The organism is Mesorhizobium sp. M1403 (genome assembly GCF_040317695.1).
Taxonomy (GTDB): Bacteria; Pseudomonadota; Alphaproteobacteria; order Rhizobiales; family Rhizobiaceae; genus Mesorhizobium.
On the sequence record NZ_JAMYKY010000027.1, the window covers coordinates 39,485 to 60,066 of the forward strand.

Here is a 20,582-nt window from a genome sequence, read left to right on the forward strand (position 1 = left end):
GCCACTCTCACAAGCTGGAAGTGAACCTCCCCATGAAAACGCTCAATCGCCGCACACTCGGTCTCCTTCTCGGCGGACTCGCTGCCGTCGCCGTATTCGGTTCCGAGCCGTCGGCTCTCGCAGCCGAAGACCTCAGCAAGGTCGTACTGCGCGTCGGCGACCAGACCGGCGCCACCAAGGCGAAATTCGAAGCGGCCGGCCTGCTCGCCGACATTCCCTACCAGATCGAGTGGTCGGTCTATCCGGCCGCCGTCAATCTGCATGAGGCGTTGAAGGCGGATGCCATCGACATCGGCCAAGCTGCCGATTCGCCGACCGTCAGCGCTATCGCCGGAGGGTCGAAGATCAAGGTCGTAGCCAACTATTCGAATGGCGGCCTTGGCAGTTCGTTGATCGTTCCGGCGGGCAGCCCGATCAAGACGATCGAGGATCTCAAGGGCAAGACTATTTCGCCGACGACGCGCGGTAGTGTCGCCCACTATCTCGTCCTCGGGGTCCTGAAGAAAGCTGGGCTTACCCAGGACGACGTGGAGCTCGCCTTCCTCAACCCTTCCGATGCCAGCGCCGCCTTCCAGGCCGGAAGCATCGACGCCTGGGGGACCTGGGGCATCTACAAGGCGCGCTCGATCGGCACGCTGAAGGCAACGGTGCTGATCGATGGCCCCGGCATCAACACCGGCAACTTCGTGCTGAGCGCCACCGACAATGCGTTGGCCGATCCTGGCAAGGTCGCCGCGATCGCCGACTTCTCCGACCGCATCGAACACGCATTCGACTGGTCGAAAAAGAACAAGGATGCCTATCTCGATTTCTATGCCGCCTTCACCAAGCAGGACAAGGCGACCATCGAGGGTCTCTACCCGGATGAAGCCGCCTACGTGAGGCAGCCCATCGACGATGCCTTCGCCGCTTCGCTCCAGAACGTCTTCGATACCTGGAAGGAAGCCGGCGTGCTGAGCGGCGACCTCAAGCTTGCCGACTACGTCTATCGCGGGCTGCCCACGAACTGACGCCGGTTTCGAAAGGGAACAAGCCGATGAGTTCGATCGCCACGATCACCATCACGCCGGGCGCCGTCGAGAGGTGGCCGGCGAATGCTCCGGCCAAACACGACGGTCCGCTGGCACGGCAGCGCATCGAGCCGGTATCGACCGCTGGGCAGGGGGTGCCGCGCTGGCTGCGGCGGCTGTCCGGTCCCATCCTGCTGGTCCTGCTATGGCATGTCGCGTCGCAAACCGGCGTGCTGCCAAGCGAGGTCCTCGCCGGTCCGTCGACTGTGATCGGCAGCGCCGTCAAGCTCGTCGAGACCGGGGAGTTGCAGGATGCGATGGTGATCTCGCTCGGCCGCGCCATGGCGGGCCTGGCGATCGGCGGTTCCATCGGCGTGACGCTTGCCGTCATCGCGGGCCTGTTTCGGCTCGGTGAGGATCTGGTTGACGCAACGATGCAGATGTTGCGCACCGTGCCCAACGTCGCGTTGATCCCGCTGCTGATCATCTGGTTCGGCATCGGCGAAGCGCCGAAGATCGCGCTGATCGCACTCGGTACCGCCTTTCCGCTGTACCTCAACGTCTATGCCGGCATCCGCAACGTCGATTCGACGCTGATCGAGGCCGGCCGCACGCTCGGCCTGTCGCGCAGCGCAATGATCAGGCACGTCGTGCTGCCCGGTGCGCTGCCGAGCGCGCTGGTCGGTCTGCGCTATTCGCTCGGTATCGCCTGGCTGGCGCTGGTCTTCGGCGAGCAGATCAACGCCACCGCCGGCATCGGCTATCTGATGGCCAACGCGCGGGAGATGTTCCAGACCGATGTCATCGTGGTGTGTCTCGTCGTCTATGCCTTGCTCGGCCTTGGCGTCGATTTCACTGTCCGCACTCTCGAAAAGGTATTCCTCGCATGGCGGCCAGCCTTCAGCGGAACTTGAACGTGGTCGAGGCGGTCGCGCCTCCGCCTGTCGCGAAACACTCGAAAGCCCCGCTGCCTGCAGTCAGGGTTCGCGGGCTCAAACGCCGCTTCGGCGAGCGCGAGGTGTTGAAGAATCTCAATGTCGACATCGCGGCGGGCGAGTTCGTGGCGCTACTCGGCGCCAGCGGCTGCGGCAAGAGCACGCTGCTGCGCATTCTCGCTGATCTCGACCGCGAGATCGTCGGCGAGGTCGACGTGCCGGTGCGCCGTGCCGTCGCCTTCCAGGCGCCGCGGCTAATGCCGTGGAAGAAGGTGTGGCGCAATGTCGTCCTCGGCCTGCCGGGACGTCCCAACAAGACGCGTGCTCTCGCCGCACTGGAAGAGGTCGGGATCGGCCACCGGGCCGACGTGTGGCCGAAGGTTCTGTCCGGCGGCGAAGCGCAGCGAACGTCGCTGGCGCGGGCGCTGGTGCGCGAACCCGACTTGCTGCTTCTCGACGAACCCTTTGCCGCGCTCGATGCGCTGACCCGCATCAAGGCGCAGGACCTAGTCGGCGAGCTCTGGCAGCGGCATGGCTGCGCCATTCTCCTGGTCACCCACGACGTGGAGGAGGCAGTGCTTCTCGCCGACCGGGTCTTTGTCATGAAGGACGGCGTCATCGCGCATGAGGAACGGATCGACTTGGCCCGTCCGCGTGACGTCGCCGATCCGGTCTTCGCCAGGATACGCGGCAGGCTTCTCGACTGGCTGGGTGTGCGTCACGGCACTCACGGCAATAACTGAGGGTCTTGGACGATGAACAGGTCGAGCGGAGAGACACTCGAACTGACCGCCGACGTGCTGATCATCGGCGGCGGACTTGCCGGAACCTGGGCTGCTTCGGCGGCGCGGCGCGCGGGCGCTTCGGTTATCCTCGCCGACAAGGGCTATTGCGGCACCAGCGGTGTCACCGCAACTGCCGGACCGGGCCATTGGTGGATACCGCCAGATCCTCCCAAATTGCGTGAGACGGCTATTCGCAACAGGAGAAAGACAGGGGCAGGCCTGAACGAGCCGGGGTGGATGGCGCGCATCCTGGCGCTAACCTGGGAGAGCCTACCGACGCTCGAAGGTTTTTACGACTTCTCCAAAGATGAAAACGGCGCGAAGCAATATCGCGCCCTGCGCGGCCCGGAGTACATGCGCGCCCTGCGCAAGCTGGTCGACAGTCTCGGCGTGACCATCCTCGACCACAGCCCGGCGCTAGAGCTGCTGCAGCGTTTCGATGGCTCGGTGTCGGGCGCGCGCGGTATCCGGCGACAGAAAGGCGGCGCGTGGCAGGTCAATGCCGGCGCGGTCGTCATCGCCACCGGCGGCACTTCGTTTCTGTCGCGCCTGCTTGGCTCGCACACCAATACGGGCGACGGCTATTTGATGGCGGCAGAAGCAGGCGTCGAACTCTCTGGGATGGAGTTCACCACCTACTATACCGTCGCGCCGGTGCGCTCGACGATGACACGCTCGATGTCCTACGCATTCGCCACCTATTACGACGAGGACGGTGCAGTCATTCCGATGCCGCCTGGGCCGGAGACGACACGGCCACTGGCGCGGGCAATGCTGAAGGGCCGCGTCTTCTGCGATCTCGCCCGCACGCCGGAGGATATCCGCGCGCAGGTGCCGACGATCTCGCCCAATTTCATGCTCCCGTTCCGGCGCTGGGGCATCGACCCATACAAGGACCGGTTCGAAGTGACCTTGCACGGGGAAGGGACGATCCGCGGCATCGGCGGGCTGCGCATTGTCGGCGAGGATTGCGTGACTTCGGTTCCGGGCCTCTACGCGGCGGGCGATGCGGCGACGCGTGAACTAGTTGCCGGTGCGATTTCAGGCGGCGGCAACATCAATTCTGCCTGGGCGGTCTCGTCCGGCCAATGGGCCGGGAAGGGTGCGGCGCGCCATGCCGCCGAAAATCGTGCCGGAGTGGGGGGCAGGCCTATCGGGCAGGCGGGCCTGCGCCCTGCCAGTGTGCAGCGCGATGTCGACCTTGGTGCGACGCTGTCCGCCATTCAGAGCGAGATGCTGGCTTACGACAAGAACATCTTCCGCAGCGGGGAAAAGCTCCGGCACTCCGCCGAGGTACTTGAAGGTGCCTGGGCGGAGTTTGATGCGCACGCAGGGGGTGTTGGCGGCGGTCTGTTGAGAACTCGAGAAACCGCCGCGATGCTGGCCACGGCGCGCTGGTGTGCCGCGTCGGCGCTGGCGCGCGACGAAAGCCGCGGCATGCACCAGCGCGAGGACCGGCCGGAGACCGACCCCCGCTATAACCGGCGCATTATTGTCGGCGGCCTGGACAGGGTCTGGACGAGGTCGGACTACGGCCACGCATTGGAACTTGCATCATGATCGAACTCGTCATCGCCGAGCGTTGCACGGGCTGCAACGCCTGCGTCGAAGTCTGCCCGACCAACGTGCTCGAAGCGGTTTCCGGCGACACGCCGCGCATCGCCCGGCAGGAGGACTGCCAAACCTGCTTCATGTGCGAGCTCTATTGCCGTGGGGATGCGATTTATGTCGCTCCGGACTGCGAAAGCCCCACCGTGGTCGATAAAGACGACATTCTCGCCTCCAGCCTGCTGGGCGAATTCCGCCGCAATCACGGTTGGGATGAATGGGGGTCCGATCCCCGCTACACCAACGAGCACTGGCGGATGGAGAGCGTCTTCCTGCGCGCGAGGGATATGGCCATCGCCGAGGCGGCCGGAAACGCGTGAATGGAAATTTTGCCTCAGCCGACATTCCTATGACCTGAGCGTTTATCCGGGACCTCATTTCCATGATACAGAAACGGCAGTTGCGGCTCGGCGCGTTCATGCGCCCCGTCAGTCTTCATACGGGTGCCTGGCGTTACCCCGGCGCTTTCCCAGATGCGAACTTCAACTTCGCTCACCTAAAGCGTTTCGCGCAGACGCTTGAAGCCGCCAAGTTCGATGCGTTCTTCATGGCGGACCATCTGGCCGTCCTCAATATGCCCATCGAAGCCCTGAAACGGAGCCACACCGTCACCTCGTTCGAGCCATTCACGTTGCTGTCGGCGTTAGCGGCAGTGACAGACCACCTTGGACTGGTAGCCACGGCTTCGACGACCTTCGATGCGCCCTACCACGTCGCCCGACGCTTTGCGTCGCTGGACCACATCAGCGGCGGACGGGCCGGCTGGAATATCGTGACGACATCGAACCCGGACGCCGCGCTCAATTTCGGGCTGGAGGATCACGTCGAGCATGGCGAACGCTATCGCCGCGCCCGTGAATTCTACGACGTGGTGACCGGTCTCTGGGACAGTTTCGCGGACGATGCATTTGTTCGCGATCAGCAAAGCGGCCTCTATTTCGATCCGGCCAAATTTCATGTCCTTGATCACAAGGGACCGCAACTCGCGGTGCGCGGGCCGCTCAACATCGCCCGGCCGCCTCAAGGCTGGCCGGTGATCGTCCAGGCGGGTGCATCGGAGGCGGGGCGGCAGCTTGCCGCCGAGACGGCCGAGGTAGTTTTCGCCGCACATGCGAATCTGGCGGCCGGTCAACGTTTTTATGCAGACGTGAAAAGCCGGGCGGAACAAGCAGGACGCGCTCGTGATCAGATCAAGATATTGCCCGGCGCCTTCGTGATCGTCGGGGACACGGTCGAGGAAGCCCGTGCCAAGCGCGCCACGCTCGACAGCCTGGTCTATTACGAAAGCGGGATCGCCTCGCTTTCTATCGCGATAGGCCACGATGCGTCCAATTTCGATCCCGAAAGGCCGCTGCCAGACATCCCGGAGACCAATGCCAGCAAAAGCGGGCGCGAACGCGTAGTCGAGCTTGCACGCTTGGAGAACCTGACCGTCAGGCAGCTTGCCCAACGTCTGGGAGGCTATTCCGGCCTGGCGTTTGTCGGCACAGCAAAAACGATAGCCGATGAGATGGAAGAGTGGCTTGTCGAGGACGGGTCGGACGGGTTCAACGTGATGTTCCCTTTTCTGCCAGCCGGGCTCGACGAAGTCGTCGACAGAGTGGTGCCGGAACTTCAACGGCGCGGGCTGTTCCGACGCGAATATGAGGGGTCAACGCTCCGCGAAAATCTTGGTTTGGCACGTCCCAAGAACCGGTTTTTCGACTAACCGTCAGATCGAAGAGGCGCGTTCGACGCCGCGTCGGCGGGAGATCAGGAGAGAGCTCGCATCGTCGATTGCCTGTTCGCCTCGCTTGCGAATGGCCTCAGAGGCAAGCGCACCATTCAGGAAGTCCTTGTCCGTCGCATAGACCGCGGTCGGCAAGACGAGCGCCTCGAAGAAGGCAAAGAGAGGCCTGAGCTGATGTTCGATCATCAGCGCGTGCCGCTCGCCGCCGCCGGTCGCGGTCAGAAGTACCGGCTTGCCGCGCAAGACAGCCGGATCGACGAGGTCGAAGAAATGCTTGAACAGGCCGGTGTAGCTGCCCTTGTAGGTCGGCGAGCCGACGACCAGCACCTCGGCCGAGACGACCGCATCAAGCACCTTTTGGCCCGCCTCGTCGAGATCGCGCGACCAACGTGCCGTCCCAAGCGAGGGGCCGACATCGTCCAGATCGAAGGTCACTGCCGCAAGGCCGTGACGCGGCGCGATCTCAGTGACGAAATGCTCGACGAAGCTGCGCGTCTTGGATGGCCGCGTGAGATTGCCTGAGAAGCCGACGACGGTGGGGTTTGTCATGATGTTCACCGGGTTTGCGGGTCCAGTACGACCAGGCAGCTCTCGTCTTTCGCCCAGTCGGCGAAGCTCAGATAGTAGGCGCGGACGTCATCATATCCTGCTCGGACCGCGGCGGCGGCCGCAAGTGCGGCGCGGCCACCACCGTCGCAATGGGTGACCACGTGATCGCCGGCCCGGAACCCGGCTGCGGACAGAAGATTGCGTAGAGCGCCCGCTGGCTTCAGGCGGCCATCGTCGAGCAGGCTCGCATGCGGAAGCAGGCGCGCGCCGGGCAGATGGCCACCCCGAGCGTTGCGCCGCAGGTCCGTGCCGGCGAACTCATCCGCTGTTCGAGCGTCGAGAAGTTGGACGCTGTCCAGGTCGGCCTTCAGCGTCAGCCGGTCAACCAACCCGACCGATCCCACTCCCGGTCGAGCCTTGAATGTCGTCGGACCTGAAAGTCCACTTGCCTGCGCAAGCGGTTCCCTCTGTCCGCGGATGGCAGGCCATCCGCCGTTCACGATCAGCGCCTCCGCGCCGAAATATTGCAGGATGAACCAGACGCGGGCGGCCTCCGTCATGCGCCCGTCGTCATAGATCACAGCGGGCCGTGGGCCGCCGACGCCGAGATCGGTGATCGCCTGCTCCCAGTAGGTGACGTTCTCAAAGGAGGTCTCGCCCGACTTCGCGGCGGCCTCCCATTCTTCGATTGGCACGCGAACGGCCATCGCCGGGTGATCGGCCTCGAAGGACGCAGGCTCACGCACGTCGAGCAGACGAAACTCGCCAATTGATGGCAGCGCGTCGGGCTCGATGATGGGATCGTGTGGCATCAGATTCTCTTTGACAGGAGGCGGGGCGCCGAATTGTGCCGCAACTGCATTTTGGGCGAGTACTGGCATTGATGCGCTAGACCTCGACCTTGGTGCCGTCGAAACGGGTGAAGCTGAACCCCTCGAACGGCTCGCGATATGTTTGCCGCTCGTTGCGGAGAATGCTGATCGCGAGCTCTTCGCCGAGCGCCAGCGACGCCGAGAAATCCGAGCGCCAATGGATGCCGGCCCAGTCACGGCCGACGCCGTAGTTCCATGCAAGCTTGTTGAGCTCGCCTCCGACTGTGAGCGGCTCACCCTGGTAGGGGATGAGTTTCGTCGGATCCTTGGGATCAGTCTGAACCGGGTTCGAAATCACGGCGTCCTCATCGAAGAGCGCCTTGAGGATCGTCACGTTTGACGCGGCGATCTGGGCGGCTCCGCCGGGATAGCTCGAGTGGATCGGCGCGCCCTCGGGGTAGACGTGCGACAGGAGATGGCTGCCGAACTTGCCGACGCTTCGCGCCAACGCAGCCGAGTTCAGGACGTCGCTGTGGACCGGATAGACGTCCACCTTGTTGGCGATCCGGTGATGGATCAGACCGCCATACGCTTCCGGCCGTAAGGTGCGGTGGACATAGAACTTCTGCCAGTACGCAACGCGGATGGCCAGCGAGGCGGTGATCGGCAGCAGGCTCTGCGCGTAGGGCAGCCCGAACGTGCCGTAACCGCCGGTCTGCGTCTTCGACTTCACATACGGATTGGATTTGCTGAAGGGGATTCCAAAACCGCCATAGTCCGGATTGGCCTTGTCGGGTGCTACACCAAGGAGCAGGGCTGCCGACCAGAAGGCGGCCGGATTGTTGTGGACGTATTCCGCGAGATCGCGGCCGGTTGCGATGTAGCGCGGCGTCGGGTCGAAGCTGGTCGGCTTGGCGGGCGGATTGCCGTTCTGGATGGCGAGCCACTCGTCGTAACCGGTGAGGAAATCGTTCCCGGCCGCGGCGGTGCGAATGCGGGCGGAGATGAGTTGGCTGCCGTAAGGAGCGTCCTTGAGCAGGAATTGCGAGATGTAGGGACCCTGAAGTGTGCCGGGCGGCGTCACATAGCGACCGGTTCGCCGCGACGGATCAGCCGCGTCGATGTAAAGCGCCGTCCCACGAAACAGCGACTGTGGAGTAATGCTTCCGTTCGTGCGCGGCCCGTTGAAGGCGGCGAGCTTGCTCAACTCATCGACCGCGGCGAGCACGTCCTTGTTGCTGGTGTCGTCCGTCAGCTCCGACAGCGGAACGTCGCGCAGGATCGACTGCCAGTAGAGCTCGACAGCCTCGCTGGCCCGCGCCACGCTGTCGAGCGCAGGTGCCGGCGGGATCGCGAACTGCGGACCGACGCAGCCCGTCAGGTTCACGGCAAGGGAGCCGATCGGATTGAGCTGCTTGCGCTTGCCGCCGAGCGGTATCGCCTCGAAGTCGGCCGGATCACCCGAGGCGTAGGCCTTCAGCGTCGCGTCGAAGGCTGGTCTGTCGACTTCACCGCGTTTGTCGTGCGGCAGGCCGCGCGTATCGGAACCGATGAGATTTGGGTATTTCTCTTCGTCGCCACTGACCGGATGCGGCGCGACCGCCACCGCGAAATCCGTGTCCGCCGCGGCGCTCCGCACGACAAAGGCGTGTTTGCGGAAAACAACGTGGGCGTCCGTCGTCTCCTCGCCGGCATGCGCCCTGGCCGAGCCGACGACCGCGAGGGAAGGCAAGCCTGTGACCGCTATCGCCGCGACGCCTCCGGCTGCTCCAAGAAAGCGGCGGCGGCCGCCGTTGTGGACATCTACCCTATCCGGTGCTGATGCCTCACGGCCGGTCTGGCCTTCGCCTTCTGATCCGTGATCCCAGTGCGTCATTGCGATCTCCTTGTTTCGCCGAAGCGCTGCACTGATCGAAGGCATGCCGCGCCTATACCTCTTCGAGAATTCGCGCTTGCAGGGCGACTGCCGACGTGTCCGCAGCCTCGCGTCGAGGGCGAGGAAGATCGACAGGAATGTCGAGCGCTATGGCGCCATCGCGGATGACAATCACCCGGTCGGCTAGGGCCACCGCCTCGGCGACATCGTGAGTGATGAGAACCGTCGTGAAACCGTGCTCGCGCCAGATACGCTCGAGTAGGCGGTGCATCTCCATACGCGTCAGCGCGTCAAGAGCACCGAATGGCTCATCGAGGAGAAGAACACCGGGCCGGCTCACCAGGGCACGAGCAAGGGCGACGCGCTGGCTCTGGCCGCCCGACAAGACCGCGGGCCAATCATTCGCCCGATCCGCAAGTCCGACATCGGCGAGCGCTGCCGTGGCGGTCTCGCGCCAGCCGTACGCCCGTGCGATGCCGACATTGCTGAGAACGCGATGCCAAGGGAGAAGCCGCGCGTCCTGGAAGAGCAGCCGGACGTTCGACTGCAGCGATTGGACCTCCGCGCCGCCGACCGAGACGGTCCCGCTCGTCGGGCGGTCGAGGCCGGCGATCAGGCGAAGGAGCGTGGACTTGCCGCAGCCGGAGCGACCGACAATCGCCAGCAACTGGCCGGCAGGGATAGCAAGGTCGAGCTTGGACAACACCCGCCTGTCGCCAAACGACTTGGACAAGCCGTCAAGCAACACAGCCTGTCCATTCGCCGGGCGCTCTTCATGCTTCCGTCGCACAGCCTCGCGGAGCGTGTTTGCTCCGTCTGGAGCTGTATCGGTTTCCTGGAATACTGCGCCTTCGCGCAGCCGGAGCGCGGTTGCAACTTCTCTCATGGTGCTGCCCTGGTGGCGGCGGGTTGGTACGCCGGATGCCAGGCGAGAGCGCGCGCCTCGATCAGCCGGGTGATCGCGTCGGCGAGCTTGCCGAGCAGCGCGTAGACGATGATGCCGAGGACAACGATGTCGGTCTGCAGGAATTCCCGCGCATTCATTGTCATGTAGCCGATGCCCGAGGAGGCCGAGATCGTCTCGGCGACGATCAGCGTCAGCCACATGATGCCGAGCGAGAAGCGCAGGCCGACAAGGATCGACGGCAGTGCACCCGGCAGGATCACCCGCCAGAACAGGGCCAAGCGGCCGAGCCCGTAGACGCGCGCCATCTCGATCAGCCTGACGTCGACGGTGCGGATGCCATGAAACGTATTCAGGTAGATCGGAAAGGCGGTTCCGACCGCCACCAGAAAGATCTTCGCCTCCTCACCGATCCCGAACCAGAGGATGACGAGGGGAATCATGGCCAGGTGCGGCACGTTGCGCAGCATCTGCATCGACGAGTCGAACACGGTCTCGGCCGGCCGCGAAATTCCGGCCAGTACGCCGAGGACGAAGCCGATACTGCCGCCGATAGCAAGCCCCTTCAGCGCCCGTTCCGTCGAGATGGCGGCATGGGTGAGAAGCGTCCCATTGCGCAGGCTTTCCCAAAAAGCGGCGGCCACCGCGCTCGGAGCTGGCAGCAGGCGGGTCGACATTATTCCGCTGCGCGAAGCAATTTCCCATACGACCACAATGCCGATCGGCAACGCCCAGGACGCGAGGATCTGCAGTGCCGCTGCGCCTGCGTTTCGAAGCTGCGTCGTGTGAGCCACGGTCAGGATGCCCTTCGCGCCGCCGGCCGGATCTCGTTGGCGATGGTCTCGCCGAACGGACCCGTGTTGACGGAAAGGTTCGCCTTCTCCGGTGCGTGGGCGAGCGGAAGCAGGGGAAAGACGAGCTCGGCGAAGCGGTAGGCCTCTTCGAGATGCGGGTAGCCGGAGAGAATGAAAGTATCGATGCCGATCTCCCGATAGTCTTCCATCCGGGCCGCAACTTCCTCGGGCGAGCCGACGAGCGCGGTCCCGGCGCCGCCGCGGACGAGGCCGACGCCTGCCCAGAGGTTCGGGCTGACGACGAGCTTGTCGCGTCGGCCGCCGTGCAGTGCGCTCATCCGGTTCTGGCCGACAGAGTCCATGCGCGCGAAAACGCTTTGCGCCTTGACGATCGTTTCGTCGTCGAGATGCGCTATGAGGCGGTCGGCAGCCACCCAGGCTTCCTCGGACGTCTCGCGGAGGATGACGTGCAGGCGAATGCCGAAGCTGAGCTTGCGCCCGTGCTTCCGGGCTACCGCTTTGACCGTCGCGATCTTCTTCGCCACGAGCGCCGGCGGCTCGCCCCAGGTCAGATATTTGTCTACCGTCTCTGCGGCGACTTCAATCCCTTCCTCCGAGGAGCCGCCGAAGTAAAGCGGTGGATGCGGCGCCTGAACAGGCGGAAACAGCAACTGCCCGCCTTCCAGGCGGATGTGCTTGCCCGAAGTATTGACCGTCTCGCCGGCGAGCAGCGCCTTGTAGGCGTGCAGAAACTCGCGGGTGATCTCGTACCGGTCGGCATGGCTCGCGAAAATGCCGTCGCCCTTGTTCTCGACGGGGTCACCGCCGGTGACGACGTTAATCAGTAGGCGGCCGTTCGACAGCCGGTCGAGCGTTGCGGTCATGCGCGCCGCCACCGTCGGCGGCTGCAGCCCTGGCCTCACCGCGACCAGGAATTTCAGCTTCTCGGTGGAGGTCAGCATCGCCGAGGCGACGATCCAGGAGTCCTCGCAGCTTTTTCCCGTGGGCAACAGCACGCCGTAGTAACCGAGCTGGTCGGCTGCCTGGGCGATTTGGCGCAGATACGGCAGGTCTGTGGCACGCCCGCCAGTCGCTGTGCCGAGGTACCTGCCGTCTCCATGAGTCGGCAAGAACCACAGCACGTTAACGCGGTCGGGAGAAAGCTCGTCGGCGACGTTCACGACTGTGGCTTCCTCACGGCATCGGCGATCGAGATCGCGGTCGGGATCAGGCCGAGTTCATGGAACACATCGGCGATCTTCTGCTGCGCGGCCACCACGTCCGGTGTGATCGGTTTCACGCCATAGGAGCGCCGCTGGACTGCGACTTCGAGAATGTCGGCAGGAATGCCGAGTGCCGGCGAAAACTGTTCGGCCACATCGCCGCGATTGGCGTTGATCCATGTGTCGATCTCGCCGAGGGATGCCACGATGGTGTCGACGACCTCGGGGTGAGTGTCGACGAAGTCGCGCGAGGCGAGATAGAATTCGTGGTTGTCCACCACGCCGCTGCCGTTCGCCAATTGGCGCGCACCGGTGGCTGCTTCCGCGGCCGCCAGAAATGGCTCCCAGATCACCCAGGCATCGACAGCCTGCTTCTCGAATGCGGCGCGTGCGTCGGCAGGCGGCAGAAATGAGACTTCCACGTCAGAATAGGCCAACCCGGCTTTCTCCAGCGCCTTGACGAGAAGGTAATGGACATTCGAGCCTTTGTTCAGCGCGACCTTCTTTCCCTTCAGGTCGGCGACGGTCTTGAGCGGGCTATCCTTGGGGACCAGGATTGCCTCGGCTTCAGGCGCCGGTGGCTCATAACCCACATAGACGAGTGGAGCACCTGCAGCCTGCGCGAAGATAGGCGGCGCTTCGCCAGTCGTGCCGAAATCAATGGACCCGATGTTGAGCGCCTCAAGCAGTTGCGGCCCCGCCGGGAACTCGGTCCACTCGACCGTGTAGCCCTGCGGTTTCAGCTTTTCCTCAAGGAGCCCCTTTGTCTTCAGTAGAATGAGTGTGCCGTACTTCTGGAACCCTATTCGGACGATTTTGTCGTCCGCATGAGTTGCGGTGGCGGCGGCCAGCGCAATGGTGCCGGCGAGAGCGAGCTTCGCAAGGTAGCTTATGAAGGCATTCATCAATCGGACTCCTCTTCCCAACGTCAGTACAGGACTTTGAAATCAGCTGGCATGAAGCATGCCGCAGTGCTCTGCGCCCGCAATTCAGCAGCCCAGTCGGGGATGCCCGATTTCGTTGAGCGTAACGGGCGGGAGGAGCCCTCACAAAGGATATTCTACTAATCTGATAGAATTTATTGGGAACAGTTTTCCTTTGGAGGAGAGGACCGGCAAAGCACCGGCCCGTGCCCGAACAAGCAAGCGCCACCTGGCGTCACGTCGACGAAGGCTGGCTGAGCAATGCGGTCGCGAGGCGCTGGCATTGAACGCGGATGTCCGGGATCGCTTCGATCTCGAAAAAGGTGCCGCGGGTAAGCGGACCCACTGCTGAAATGCGATCGTTGCGGATTCCCTCTCGGCTGATCAGGGCGCCGTCCGTGGAGACGTCGAGGCCGATACGAAGCCGATCCGGTCGTGCCATGCCTGCAGCCAAAAGCGATCCGATTAGCGGATTTGAGCTCTTTTCAGGGTCGGCGATGACGCCTGCGCAGTCATAGATGCGCGCGACCCGAATTTCATCGACGATTTGGCTGTTTCGACGTTGCAGCCTCGCCGCGAAGCCCTTCTCGACAGATCTCACGTCAAGCACCCGGCCCGCGATCACGCGCAGCCGACCATCCGCGATCGCCTCGGAGAGCCGCTCGCTGACTTGCGGCGCCATGCGGTGCCTGTGGATGTCCCACCACGCCTTCAGATGTCTGAAGAATTGTAGCTTCGAGGCGTCCGGCCAGCTCTGCCAGATCGACTGATTGTGCGGGCGCAACGCATCCACGACATCGCGCCAGTTACCTCCGCGCGCCTCAGTCGCGCGAACGAGATCCCGGAACCAGCGCGCGAATTCGGGCGGCCCGCTGCCGAGCGGAACATCGGCTTGCGGAAGAACGATCGGACTGGTCTTGCTGTGCACGGCCGGAAGCAGTCCGCGGCGGGAAACAGCGACGATTTGGCCGTGGTGCCCGGCAAGCATCAGAGACAGGCAGGTATCGACCATGCTGAGGCCGCTGCCGATGATGAGGGCTTGATCGGCTGGATCGGGCAGGGCGGCGTCGTCCGCCCCTGACGGCGCAAGTAAGGACTGACTGCGGCTCGCCTTCTGATCGTGTCCCGTCGCCAGAACGCATCGCTGCGTCACAACGCTCGAACCATCCGCCAGCCGCAGTTCCAAATACTCATCGCGCTCAAGGATTCCGACGCATTCCTCGTCGATTATTCGCAATCTTCCGTATGAGCCCTCTTTCGAAGTCTCATGCAGCAGTTGTCCGAGATATTCGCCATACAGGCGACGGGGAGCGAAATAGGTAGCCGGATCATCGATCTGGATATTGCGAGCCCGCAGCCAATGCACGAAATGGTCGGGATCGTCGGCGAAGGCGCTCATGTTCGAGGCCCGGACATTGAGAAGGTGATCCGGGAGGTCCGTCGAATAGGCTAAGCCTCGCCCAAGCGAGGTGCGCTTTTCGATAATGACGATGTCGAGGTTGGGATCGCGACTGCGCAGGAGATGCGTCGCCATCAGCACGCCGCTTGCACCGCCGCCGATGATTGCAATCGAGCTCGCCGATACCGTGGGGCCGGCCAAATTCCATTTTCGGCGATGGGCGACCGTCATCAGCGAGCGATCTCCGTGCGGCTCGCGAGCGTGGGGCGCGACCCGGGAGGGGAATAAGGAGAAATCCGACACGCTCCGGTTAGGTGTGATTACTAGGCGGCGTCGAGATTGCGTAGACGCTCGACACAGAGCGCCCGCAACACGCGCGCGGCATCCGCATAGGTCAACTGCCCTTCGCCAAAGGCAAGAAGCCTCTCGGGGACCGCCGCGGCGACATCCCCCAGAATGCGAATCGGAAGGAGATCCGAACAGCTGCGCATACGCCCGAAAACCGAGCTGATTGGGACCAACTGACCTTCGAATTCGACCAGCGGTTCGCCCGTATCATGCTCCCAGCCTTCATAGGCGTCGAGGGCATCGGAGAAAGCCTGATGCAGATAGATCGGTGCGTGGCCTTCGTGCAGTGCGGGAAGCAAACGCGTCATCGATTCCTCCTGTGATCTGCTAACGAACGCAAGCGAACTCATGAGATTCACACGCCGGAACTGGCCGCCCAACAGCCCGGTCCTGATCTTGAAATCAACGAAAGTGGGCAGGCCTACCAATGGCCGTACATGCAGAGATAGAAGCTTTCGTCACGCTCTGGCAGACGTGAACGCTCTTCCCCTTGTTGGACGACTTCTTTCGGCGCGGACGTATCAGCCGCCGCTTCACGGCCTTGCGAAAAGAACATCCGGAGTCGGCTCCAGACATCCACTGCAGCCAGTCCGAGAAATGTCTGCGTCATCGTCACCTCCTGCTATGCAAGCACGAATGGGTGGTAGGCGTTCAGGCATTTACCTGACCAGTATGACTCCGGAGAGCAGGAAGTCAACAATGTCTACTATTATTATAGACATTAACTTGTCGACCGGCTACTTCGCTCGTGCTTGCGCAACTCGATGAGCATGGCACCACACCGAAGGAGGCACAGGGTAGCGAAATTCGACTGCACGGCGGTCGCGGGAAGCATACGGAACGATACGGGAAGGCTTGTGATTTTGGCCCACGAAAAAGCCAATCAAATCAATAATTTTAACATGTCCTCAGGGCACCGGTTACATGTCGACATCCGGCATTGCACGGCTCGATAAGGTGTCTTTGAGGATAGTGCCTGAGCTCAAACCTTGTCGTTCAACGCCTTTTTCCGCGATTGCTGGTGAAATTGCTGCCATGAGGCCCGGTTTGAACTGGCGTGTTGTTGCGATTTTCGTCGGAGAGTTTGCGCCAGCGAGCAAGACGCTCAGGATCCAGCGTACCAGCGGCCAAAGCTGCTTGTACCGCACAGCTCGGTATTTCGGCGAACAGTGTGTCGATGCCGTAAGCCACCTCGCTGACCTGCAGCGTTCGCATTCCTGGCGTGTCGATCACCCACCCGCCACCTGCAATGGGGTGCAGAGATCGCGAGGTGGTGGTGTGGCGTCCTTTGGCATCATGTTCGCGAATGTCTCCGGTCTGTTGAGGCAATTGCTGCGCTGATCCGGCCAGCGTGTTCACCAGCGTCGATTTGCCCACGCCGGAGGAACCGACCAGTGCAACTGTTTGTCCTGACAGGCGGCTAAGGCGATTGCCGCATCAGCCGTGCGAGGGTTCAACGTCACTACGATCAGCCCCCGCTGCAGTGCGGCAGATTGCTTTTCGTACTCCCGGGCGTCAGCCACCGTATCGGCCTTGGTCAGCAGGATCACCGGAGTTGTTCCAGCCTCGTTCGCTAGCGCCAGATAGCGCTCGAGCCGAGCGGGGTTGAAATCAGCATTGCATGAGGTGACGATTTTGAGCTTGTTGCATCCTTGGCCCTATGGAGCGGCCACAAGTGGTCCACAGCAATGTCATTGAAAGATAGGACCCACATGGACATCGCGTCGGATGTCTCCTCCCATTCGTCCGGCGCGTTCCCCTCTGGAGGTTTTAAGCCTTCATACTAGGCCGGGCTCAACAGTCCGGCCTTTTTCTTTTGTCCCATCGTTCGGTGCCTGCGGGACATGGGTTATGGTGCGCATTCGCACAGTCCCGCTCGACGAGCATTATGACCAGTCAGGATCATCAAATGGCAAATCCTCCACGCCGACCCACAAATCCGATGGCAGCCGCTGAGGCCGCCTTCAAGCCAATCAAGAAGCCGGCGGCGCCGGTTCGCGAACCGTCGGCTGCTCCAAATGTCAGAGAGCTTGTTTCGATCAGGATCGATAGGGCCGTGCTGGACCATTTCCAGGAAGATGGGCCGGGCTGGCAGGATCGGATCAACGATACTTTGCGGCGCACTATCTCCAAGAAACCGAACAATGCCGAGGACAAACGATCAGACGACGACTGATCGTGCACCGCACTTATAGACGCGACGCAGATAGAGGCGAAAAAGAAGCGTAAGTGATTGCGCACTTTCTGGACAGCCAACACCGCGTATCCTGTAATTTTTTTATCGAGCCGCGGTCCAACCCCCTTATGCTCCGTGGCTGGAGACCGCCGAATGGCATTTCGATTTATACATACGGCCGATATTCATCTCGACTCGCCGCTGCGTTCTCTTGCGATGCGAAACCCCGATCTTGCCGAACTCGTCGGAGACGCCAGTCGCCAGGCGTTTGTCTCCATTGTAGATTTCTGCCTTGCGGAGCGTATCGATGCTCTCGTCATTGCCGGCGATCTTTATGATGGCGATCAGACTTCGATGAAAACGGCGCGGTTCCTGGCGTCGCAGATGACACGCCTTCACCAGGCCGGCATCAAAATTTTCAAGATCCGCGGAAATCACGACGCCATGTCGCGGATATCGAAACAGCTTGTGTTTCCAGACACGGTAACGATCTTCGGTGGCCGTCCCCAGTCCGTGCTGCAAACAGCCGGCGGGCTTGATGTTGTGTTTCATGGATTGAGCTTCGCGAACCCAAAGGCACCGGAAAGCCTGCTCCCCAAGTATTCAGGGGCTCGTGAAGGGGCGGTCAATGTGGGCATCATGCACACAAGCCTGGCTGGATCGCCCGGTCACGACGTTTATGCCCCCTGCAGCGTCGCTGATTTGCACGGCCACAGTTTTGACTATTGGGCGCTCGGGCACATCCACGTCCGCAACGTCCATCCTGGAGCGAGCAGGGTTGTGATGCCGGGAATGCCGCAAGGCAGGGACATCAACGAGGCCGGAGAGAAATCCGTCACCCTGGTCACGATCCGAGACGACCGTTCTGTCGAGATCGAGGAAAGGCTGACGAGCGTCGCGCAGTTCGAGCGGGTGAGCGTCGACCTAACCGGGACGATGGAATGGTCCGAGGTCGTCGGGCGTATCCGATCCGCGCTCGAAGATATCCGGGCTTCCGTGAGATCCCGTCATGTTGTGGTCCGTCTCGATCTGACCGGGGCGTCGCCTTTGTCGTGGGCCCTGATCCGCGACAGGGACCTGCTCCTGGCCGAAGCCGAGCAGGCCGCGGAACAGCTGGGTGACACATGGGTGGAAAAGCTCGAGCTGGGCTTCTCTCCGCCTAGGACGGAAACACTTGAAGGCGTCGCGGATCCGATTTTCGAACTCGCTGAATCCATGCGCGCCGATGCCAACTCGGAAGCCTTCCGTGCTGAAGCGAGGGAATTGGTCCTGAAGACCATTGCGGATCTTCCGCCCGACGGGCGCGACTTCGCCGGAAAAGACGAGGCCGCGCTGGAATTATTCCTCGACAGGGTTCTTGCCAGTGGCGCTGACCTGGTCACGGCCCGCCTCAAGGCAGGTGGATCGCAATGAGGCTCCGGCGCCTTGATCTCATTCGTTATGGAAAGTTCACCGACAGGACGATCGAGTTCGGACCAAAACCGGATTCCGGGCCCGACTTGCATATCGTGTTCGGGCTGAACGAGGCCGGCAAGTCGACCGCGCTTTCCGGCTATCTGGACTTGCTGTTCGGGATTGAAGAACGCAGCCGCTACAATTTCCTGCATGAATATAGCGCGATGCGCATCGGTGGCGTGCTCGAATTCGCCGGAGAGGAGCATACGTTTTCGCGGACGAAACAACGCAACAACTCATTGTTGAACGCAATGGGCCAACCGGTGAGCGAGTTGGCGATTACGGCACATCTCGCAGGTCTGTCCCGGGATGCATACGGCACGATGTTCTCGTTGGACGACGAGACACTGGAAGCAGGCGGAAAATCGATATTGGAGTCGCGCGGTGACCTGGGCAAGCTCCTGTTCACAGCCAGCGCGGGACTTGGGCACGCGAGTGACACACTAAGCGCGCTCGAGGCAGAAGCGGACGGGCTCTATCGGAAACAGGCACACGGAACCGAACTTGCGCTGCTCAAGAAGCGACTTGCGGAACTGAAGTCCGGGAAGGATGCGATCGACACATTGGCTTCGACGTTCGAGACCCTCGAGGCTGAACGTCTTAACGCGACGGAAAAATACGATTCCAGCATCACGGAACGGTCGGTGCTGTTGGCTCGGCTCGATGCCATTGCCAAGTATCTGCGCGCAGTCCCGATCCTCGCGGATATTCGACGTAAGGCAGCCCGGCTGGCTGAGTTGCCGGACATCGCTTCACCGCCACGGACCTGGACAGGTAGTGTCGCCGAAATGATCGATGAGGACGCCAGCCTGAGAACCCGGCTGTTAGCGAACATTGATGAAGTCGAGCGAGTGACGACGAAAATCGTGTCGGTCGATGTGGACCAGATGATCCTTGCGATCTCGGAGCGGGTTCGCGGACTGGCGGATCGCAAAGTGCGCTATATCTCGGCAGGCTTGGACTTGCCCAATCGTAAGACGGATCTGCAAATACTCGATTACGCCGTGGCGACCTGCCTTGCCGCTCTGGGAAGGTCCTCCGAGTCAGAGCCTGCCGCGCTGCTTTTGCCTGCTGCCATTGTTGGTGCTGTTCGCAATATGGTCGAGCAGCGATCCGGAATCGCTACCAGCGTGCGCGTCGCCCGCGACGAAGCCGCGGCAGCCCTTGATGCGCTTCAGACGGCGCGCGAGCGGGTCGGCGAAGAAAGGGCCGTGCCCGAGCCTGTCAGGGCAAGGCTGACCTCGGCTTTGTCGAAAGCGCGGGGGAGTGGGCACCTAAAGGAGATCAAGACGGCAGGGGAGGCAGAGGACGAGAGCGCAATTCGATGGGAGGCGGCGGTCCGGCGGCTGCATCCCTGGTCCGGAGATGCTCAGGCGTTGGCCAAGATCTCAGTACCGAGCGCCCGGCAGATTGGTGCATGGAAAAGTCGCTCAGCGGAGCTTGGGACGAACAGGGCGGTCCTTTCCGAGCGTCTTGCCGAATACCAGGGCAATCACGAGTTGCTCTCGGCGCGGCTGGACGCCCTTCGTGCCTCGGTTGACGTAACCGACGATGAAGCCGCCGCCGCCATCCGACGTGCCCGGGACGAGGCTTGGACAAGGCATCGAGATGACCTCCTTGGCGAAACAGCGGACGATTTCGCAGTAGCGTTGGCTCGTGACGACAGTGTTAGAGCAGTTCGTCTGGCCAACGCGCGGGAGCTCGCCGAGATCCGAACAATGACCCGCAGCCTTGCCGAAACCGCGGCCGTCATCTCGCGTGCGAGCGCCCAACTTTCCCAGATCGACTTGGACGTGGAAACAGCACTGTCGGAGATCCGCGTAGCGGCAAGAGGTCTGCTCGGAGACAGTCTGGAATCGTCGCCTGAGCGACTGATCGAACTGATCGAGGATCGTACTTCTGCCCGGACCGAAGCGCTTGCGGCTTGGGAGGAGATCGAGGTTGCACGCAAAAAGGCTGGGCGGGCGGCCGACGAGGGGGGACCAGATCCGCCTGGAGTTGAGCGGGGCGCTGGAGAGTGTCGGAATAGGCTTGGATCCCGGCGATAGTCTGGAGA

Annotated in this window: 19 protein-coding genes and 1 pseudogene; 9 read left to right on the forward strand and 11 right to left on the reverse strand. The window is 62.4% G+C overall.

Features of this window, described 5'->3' with window-relative positions; genetic code table 11:
• Nucleotides 1-32 precede the first annotated feature (32 nt).
• From NKH01_RS29005 to NKH01_RS29030, 6 genes are all read left to right on the forward strand, one after another.
• Entirely contained in the window at nucleotides 33-1,010 is a 978-nt protein-coding gene (locus NKH01_RS29005) for an ABC transporter substrate-binding protein (protein WP_353023600.1), read from the forward strand.
• Between the two features lie 26 nt (nucleotides 1,011-1,036).
• Entirely contained in the window at nucleotides 1,037-1,924 is an 888-nt protein-coding gene (locus NKH01_RS29010) for an ABC transporter permease subunit (RefSeq protein ID WP_353023602.1), read from the forward strand.
• Nucleotides 1,897-2,688 carry an ABC transporter ATP-binding protein gene (locus NKH01_RS29015; protein WP_353023604.1) on the forward strand — a complete coding sequence of 264 codons (792 nt, stop codon included), beginning with the start codon at nucleotides 1,897-1,899 and terminating at the stop codon, nucleotides 2,686-2,688. The genes NKH01_RS29010 and NKH01_RS29015 overlap by 28 nt, the downstream gene beginning before the upstream one ends.
• A gap of 12 nt (nucleotides 2,689-2,700) precedes the next feature.
• On the forward strand, nucleotides 2,701-4,290 hold the full coding sequence (locus NKH01_RS29020; RefSeq protein WP_353023606.1) for an FAD-dependent oxidoreductase: 1,590 nt from the start codon (nucleotides 2,701-2,703) through the stop codon (nucleotides 4,288-4,290).
• A complete protein-coding gene (locus tag NKH01_RS29025; RefSeq protein WP_023804055.1) occupies nucleotides 4,287-4,658 on the forward strand; it encodes a 4Fe-4S dicluster domain-containing protein in 372 nt (123 codons plus the stop codon). Before NKH01_RS29020 ends, NKH01_RS29025 begins: the two co-directional genes overlap by 4 nt.
• A 62-nt stretch (nucleotides 4,659-4,720) precedes the next feature.
• Nucleotides 4,721-6,046, forward strand: coding sequence for an LLM class flavin-dependent oxidoreductase (locus NKH01_RS29030; RefSeq protein WP_353023607.1), 1,326 nt, complete (start codon nucleotides 4,721-4,723; stop codon nucleotides 6,044-6,046).
• Between the two features lie 3 nt (nucleotides 6,047-6,049).
• On the opposite strand, the gene msuE is transcribed toward NKH01_RS29030, so the two are convergent.
• The 11 genes and pseudogenes from msuE to rsgA all read right to left on the reverse strand — a co-directional run.
• Nucleotides 6,050-6,616: an FMN reductase gene (gene msuE, locus NKH01_RS29035; protein ID WP_353023609.1), complete on the reverse strand. Its 567-nt coding sequence runs from the start codon at nucleotides 6,614-6,616 to the stop codon at nucleotides 6,050-6,052.
• 5 nt (nucleotides 6,617-6,621) lie between these two features.
• The gene (locus NKH01_RS29040; protein WP_353023611.1) at nucleotides 6,622-7,428 is read right to left on the reverse strand and encodes a sulfurtransferase; all 807 of its coding nucleotides are present in this window, start codon (nucleotides 7,426-7,428) and stop codon (nucleotides 6,622-6,624) included.
• 76 nt (nucleotides 7,429-7,504) lie between these two features.
• Entirely contained in the window at nucleotides 7,505-9,304 is a 1,800-nt protein-coding gene (locus NKH01_RS29045; protein ID WP_353023613.1) for a vanadium-dependent haloperoxidase, read from the reverse strand.
• Nucleotides 9,305-9,356: 52 nt separating this feature from the next.
• A complete protein-coding gene (locus NKH01_RS29050; protein ID WP_353023615.1) occupies nucleotides 9,357-10,190 on the reverse strand; it encodes an ATP-binding cassette domain-containing protein in 834 nt (277 codons plus the stop codon).
• On the reverse strand, nucleotides 10,187-11,002 hold the full coding sequence (gene ssuC, locus NKH01_RS29055) for an aliphatic sulfonate ABC transporter permease SsuC (RefSeq protein ID WP_353023617.1): 816 nt from the start codon (nucleotides 11,000-11,002) through the stop codon (nucleotides 10,187-10,189). The genes NKH01_RS29050 and ssuC overlap by 4 nt, the downstream gene beginning before the upstream one ends.
• A gap of 2 nt (nucleotides 11,003-11,004) precedes the next feature.
• A complete protein-coding gene (gene ssuD, locus NKH01_RS29060; protein WP_353023619.1) occupies nucleotides 11,005-12,183 on the reverse strand; it encodes an FMNH2-dependent alkanesulfonate monooxygenase in 1,179 nt (392 codons plus the stop codon).
• Nucleotides 12,180-13,130 (reverse strand): sulfonate ABC transporter substrate-binding protein, encoded by a 951-nt coding sequence (locus NKH01_RS29065; RefSeq protein WP_353023621.1) that lies wholly within the window; start codon nucleotides 13,128-13,130, stop codon nucleotides 12,180-12,182. The genes ssuD and NKH01_RS29065 overlap by 4 nt, the downstream gene beginning before the upstream one ends.
• Nucleotides 13,131-13,383: 253 nt before the next feature.
• Complete coding sequence (locus NKH01_RS29070; RefSeq protein ID WP_353023623.1) at nucleotides 13,384-14,778, reverse strand: FAD/NAD(P)-binding protein; 1,395 nt, start codon at nucleotides 14,776-14,778, stop codon at nucleotides 13,384-13,386.
• Between the two features lie 92 nt (nucleotides 14,779-14,870).
• Nucleotides 14,871-15,203, reverse strand: coding sequence for a BRA0787 family protein (locus NKH01_RS29075; RefSeq protein WP_353023625.1), 333 nt, complete (start codon nucleotides 15,201-15,203; stop codon nucleotides 14,871-14,873).
• Between the two features lie 113 nt (nucleotides 15,204-15,316).
• A complete protein-coding gene (locus tag NKH01_RS29080; RefSeq protein ID WP_353023627.1) occupies nucleotides 15,317-15,505 on the reverse strand; it encodes a hypothetical protein in 189 nt (62 codons plus the stop codon).
• A gap of 386 nt (nucleotides 15,506-15,891) precedes the next feature.
• Nucleotides 15,892-16,535 (reverse strand): annotated as a pseudogene (gene rsgA / locus NKH01_RS29085) (GTPase RsgA); the annotation flags it as partial.
• Nucleotides 16,536-16,804: 269 nt separating this feature from the next.
• On the opposite strand from rsgA, the gene NKH01_RS29090 reads away from it, so the two are divergent.
• From NKH01_RS29090 to NKH01_RS29100, 3 genes are all read left to right on the forward strand, one after another.
• On the forward strand, nucleotides 16,805-17,071 hold the full coding sequence (locus tag NKH01_RS29090) for a BrnA antitoxin family protein (protein WP_353023629.1): 267 nt from the start codon (nucleotides 16,805-16,807) through the stop codon (nucleotides 17,069-17,071).
• Nucleotides 17,072-17,224: 153 nt separating this feature from the next.
• On the forward strand, nucleotides 17,225-18,484 hold the full coding sequence (locus NKH01_RS29095; RefSeq protein ID WP_353023631.1) for a metallophosphoesterase family protein: 1,260 nt from the start codon (nucleotides 17,225-17,227) through the stop codon (nucleotides 18,482-18,484).
• Nucleotides 18,481-20,574, forward strand: a complete 2,094-nt coding sequence (locus NKH01_RS29100; RefSeq protein WP_353023633.1) for an ATP-binding protein — start codon at nucleotides 18,481-18,483, stop codon at nucleotides 20,572-20,574. The genes NKH01_RS29095 and NKH01_RS29100 overlap by 4 nt, the downstream gene beginning before the upstream one ends.
• The last annotated feature ends 8 nt before the right edge of the window (nucleotides 20,575-20,582 follow it).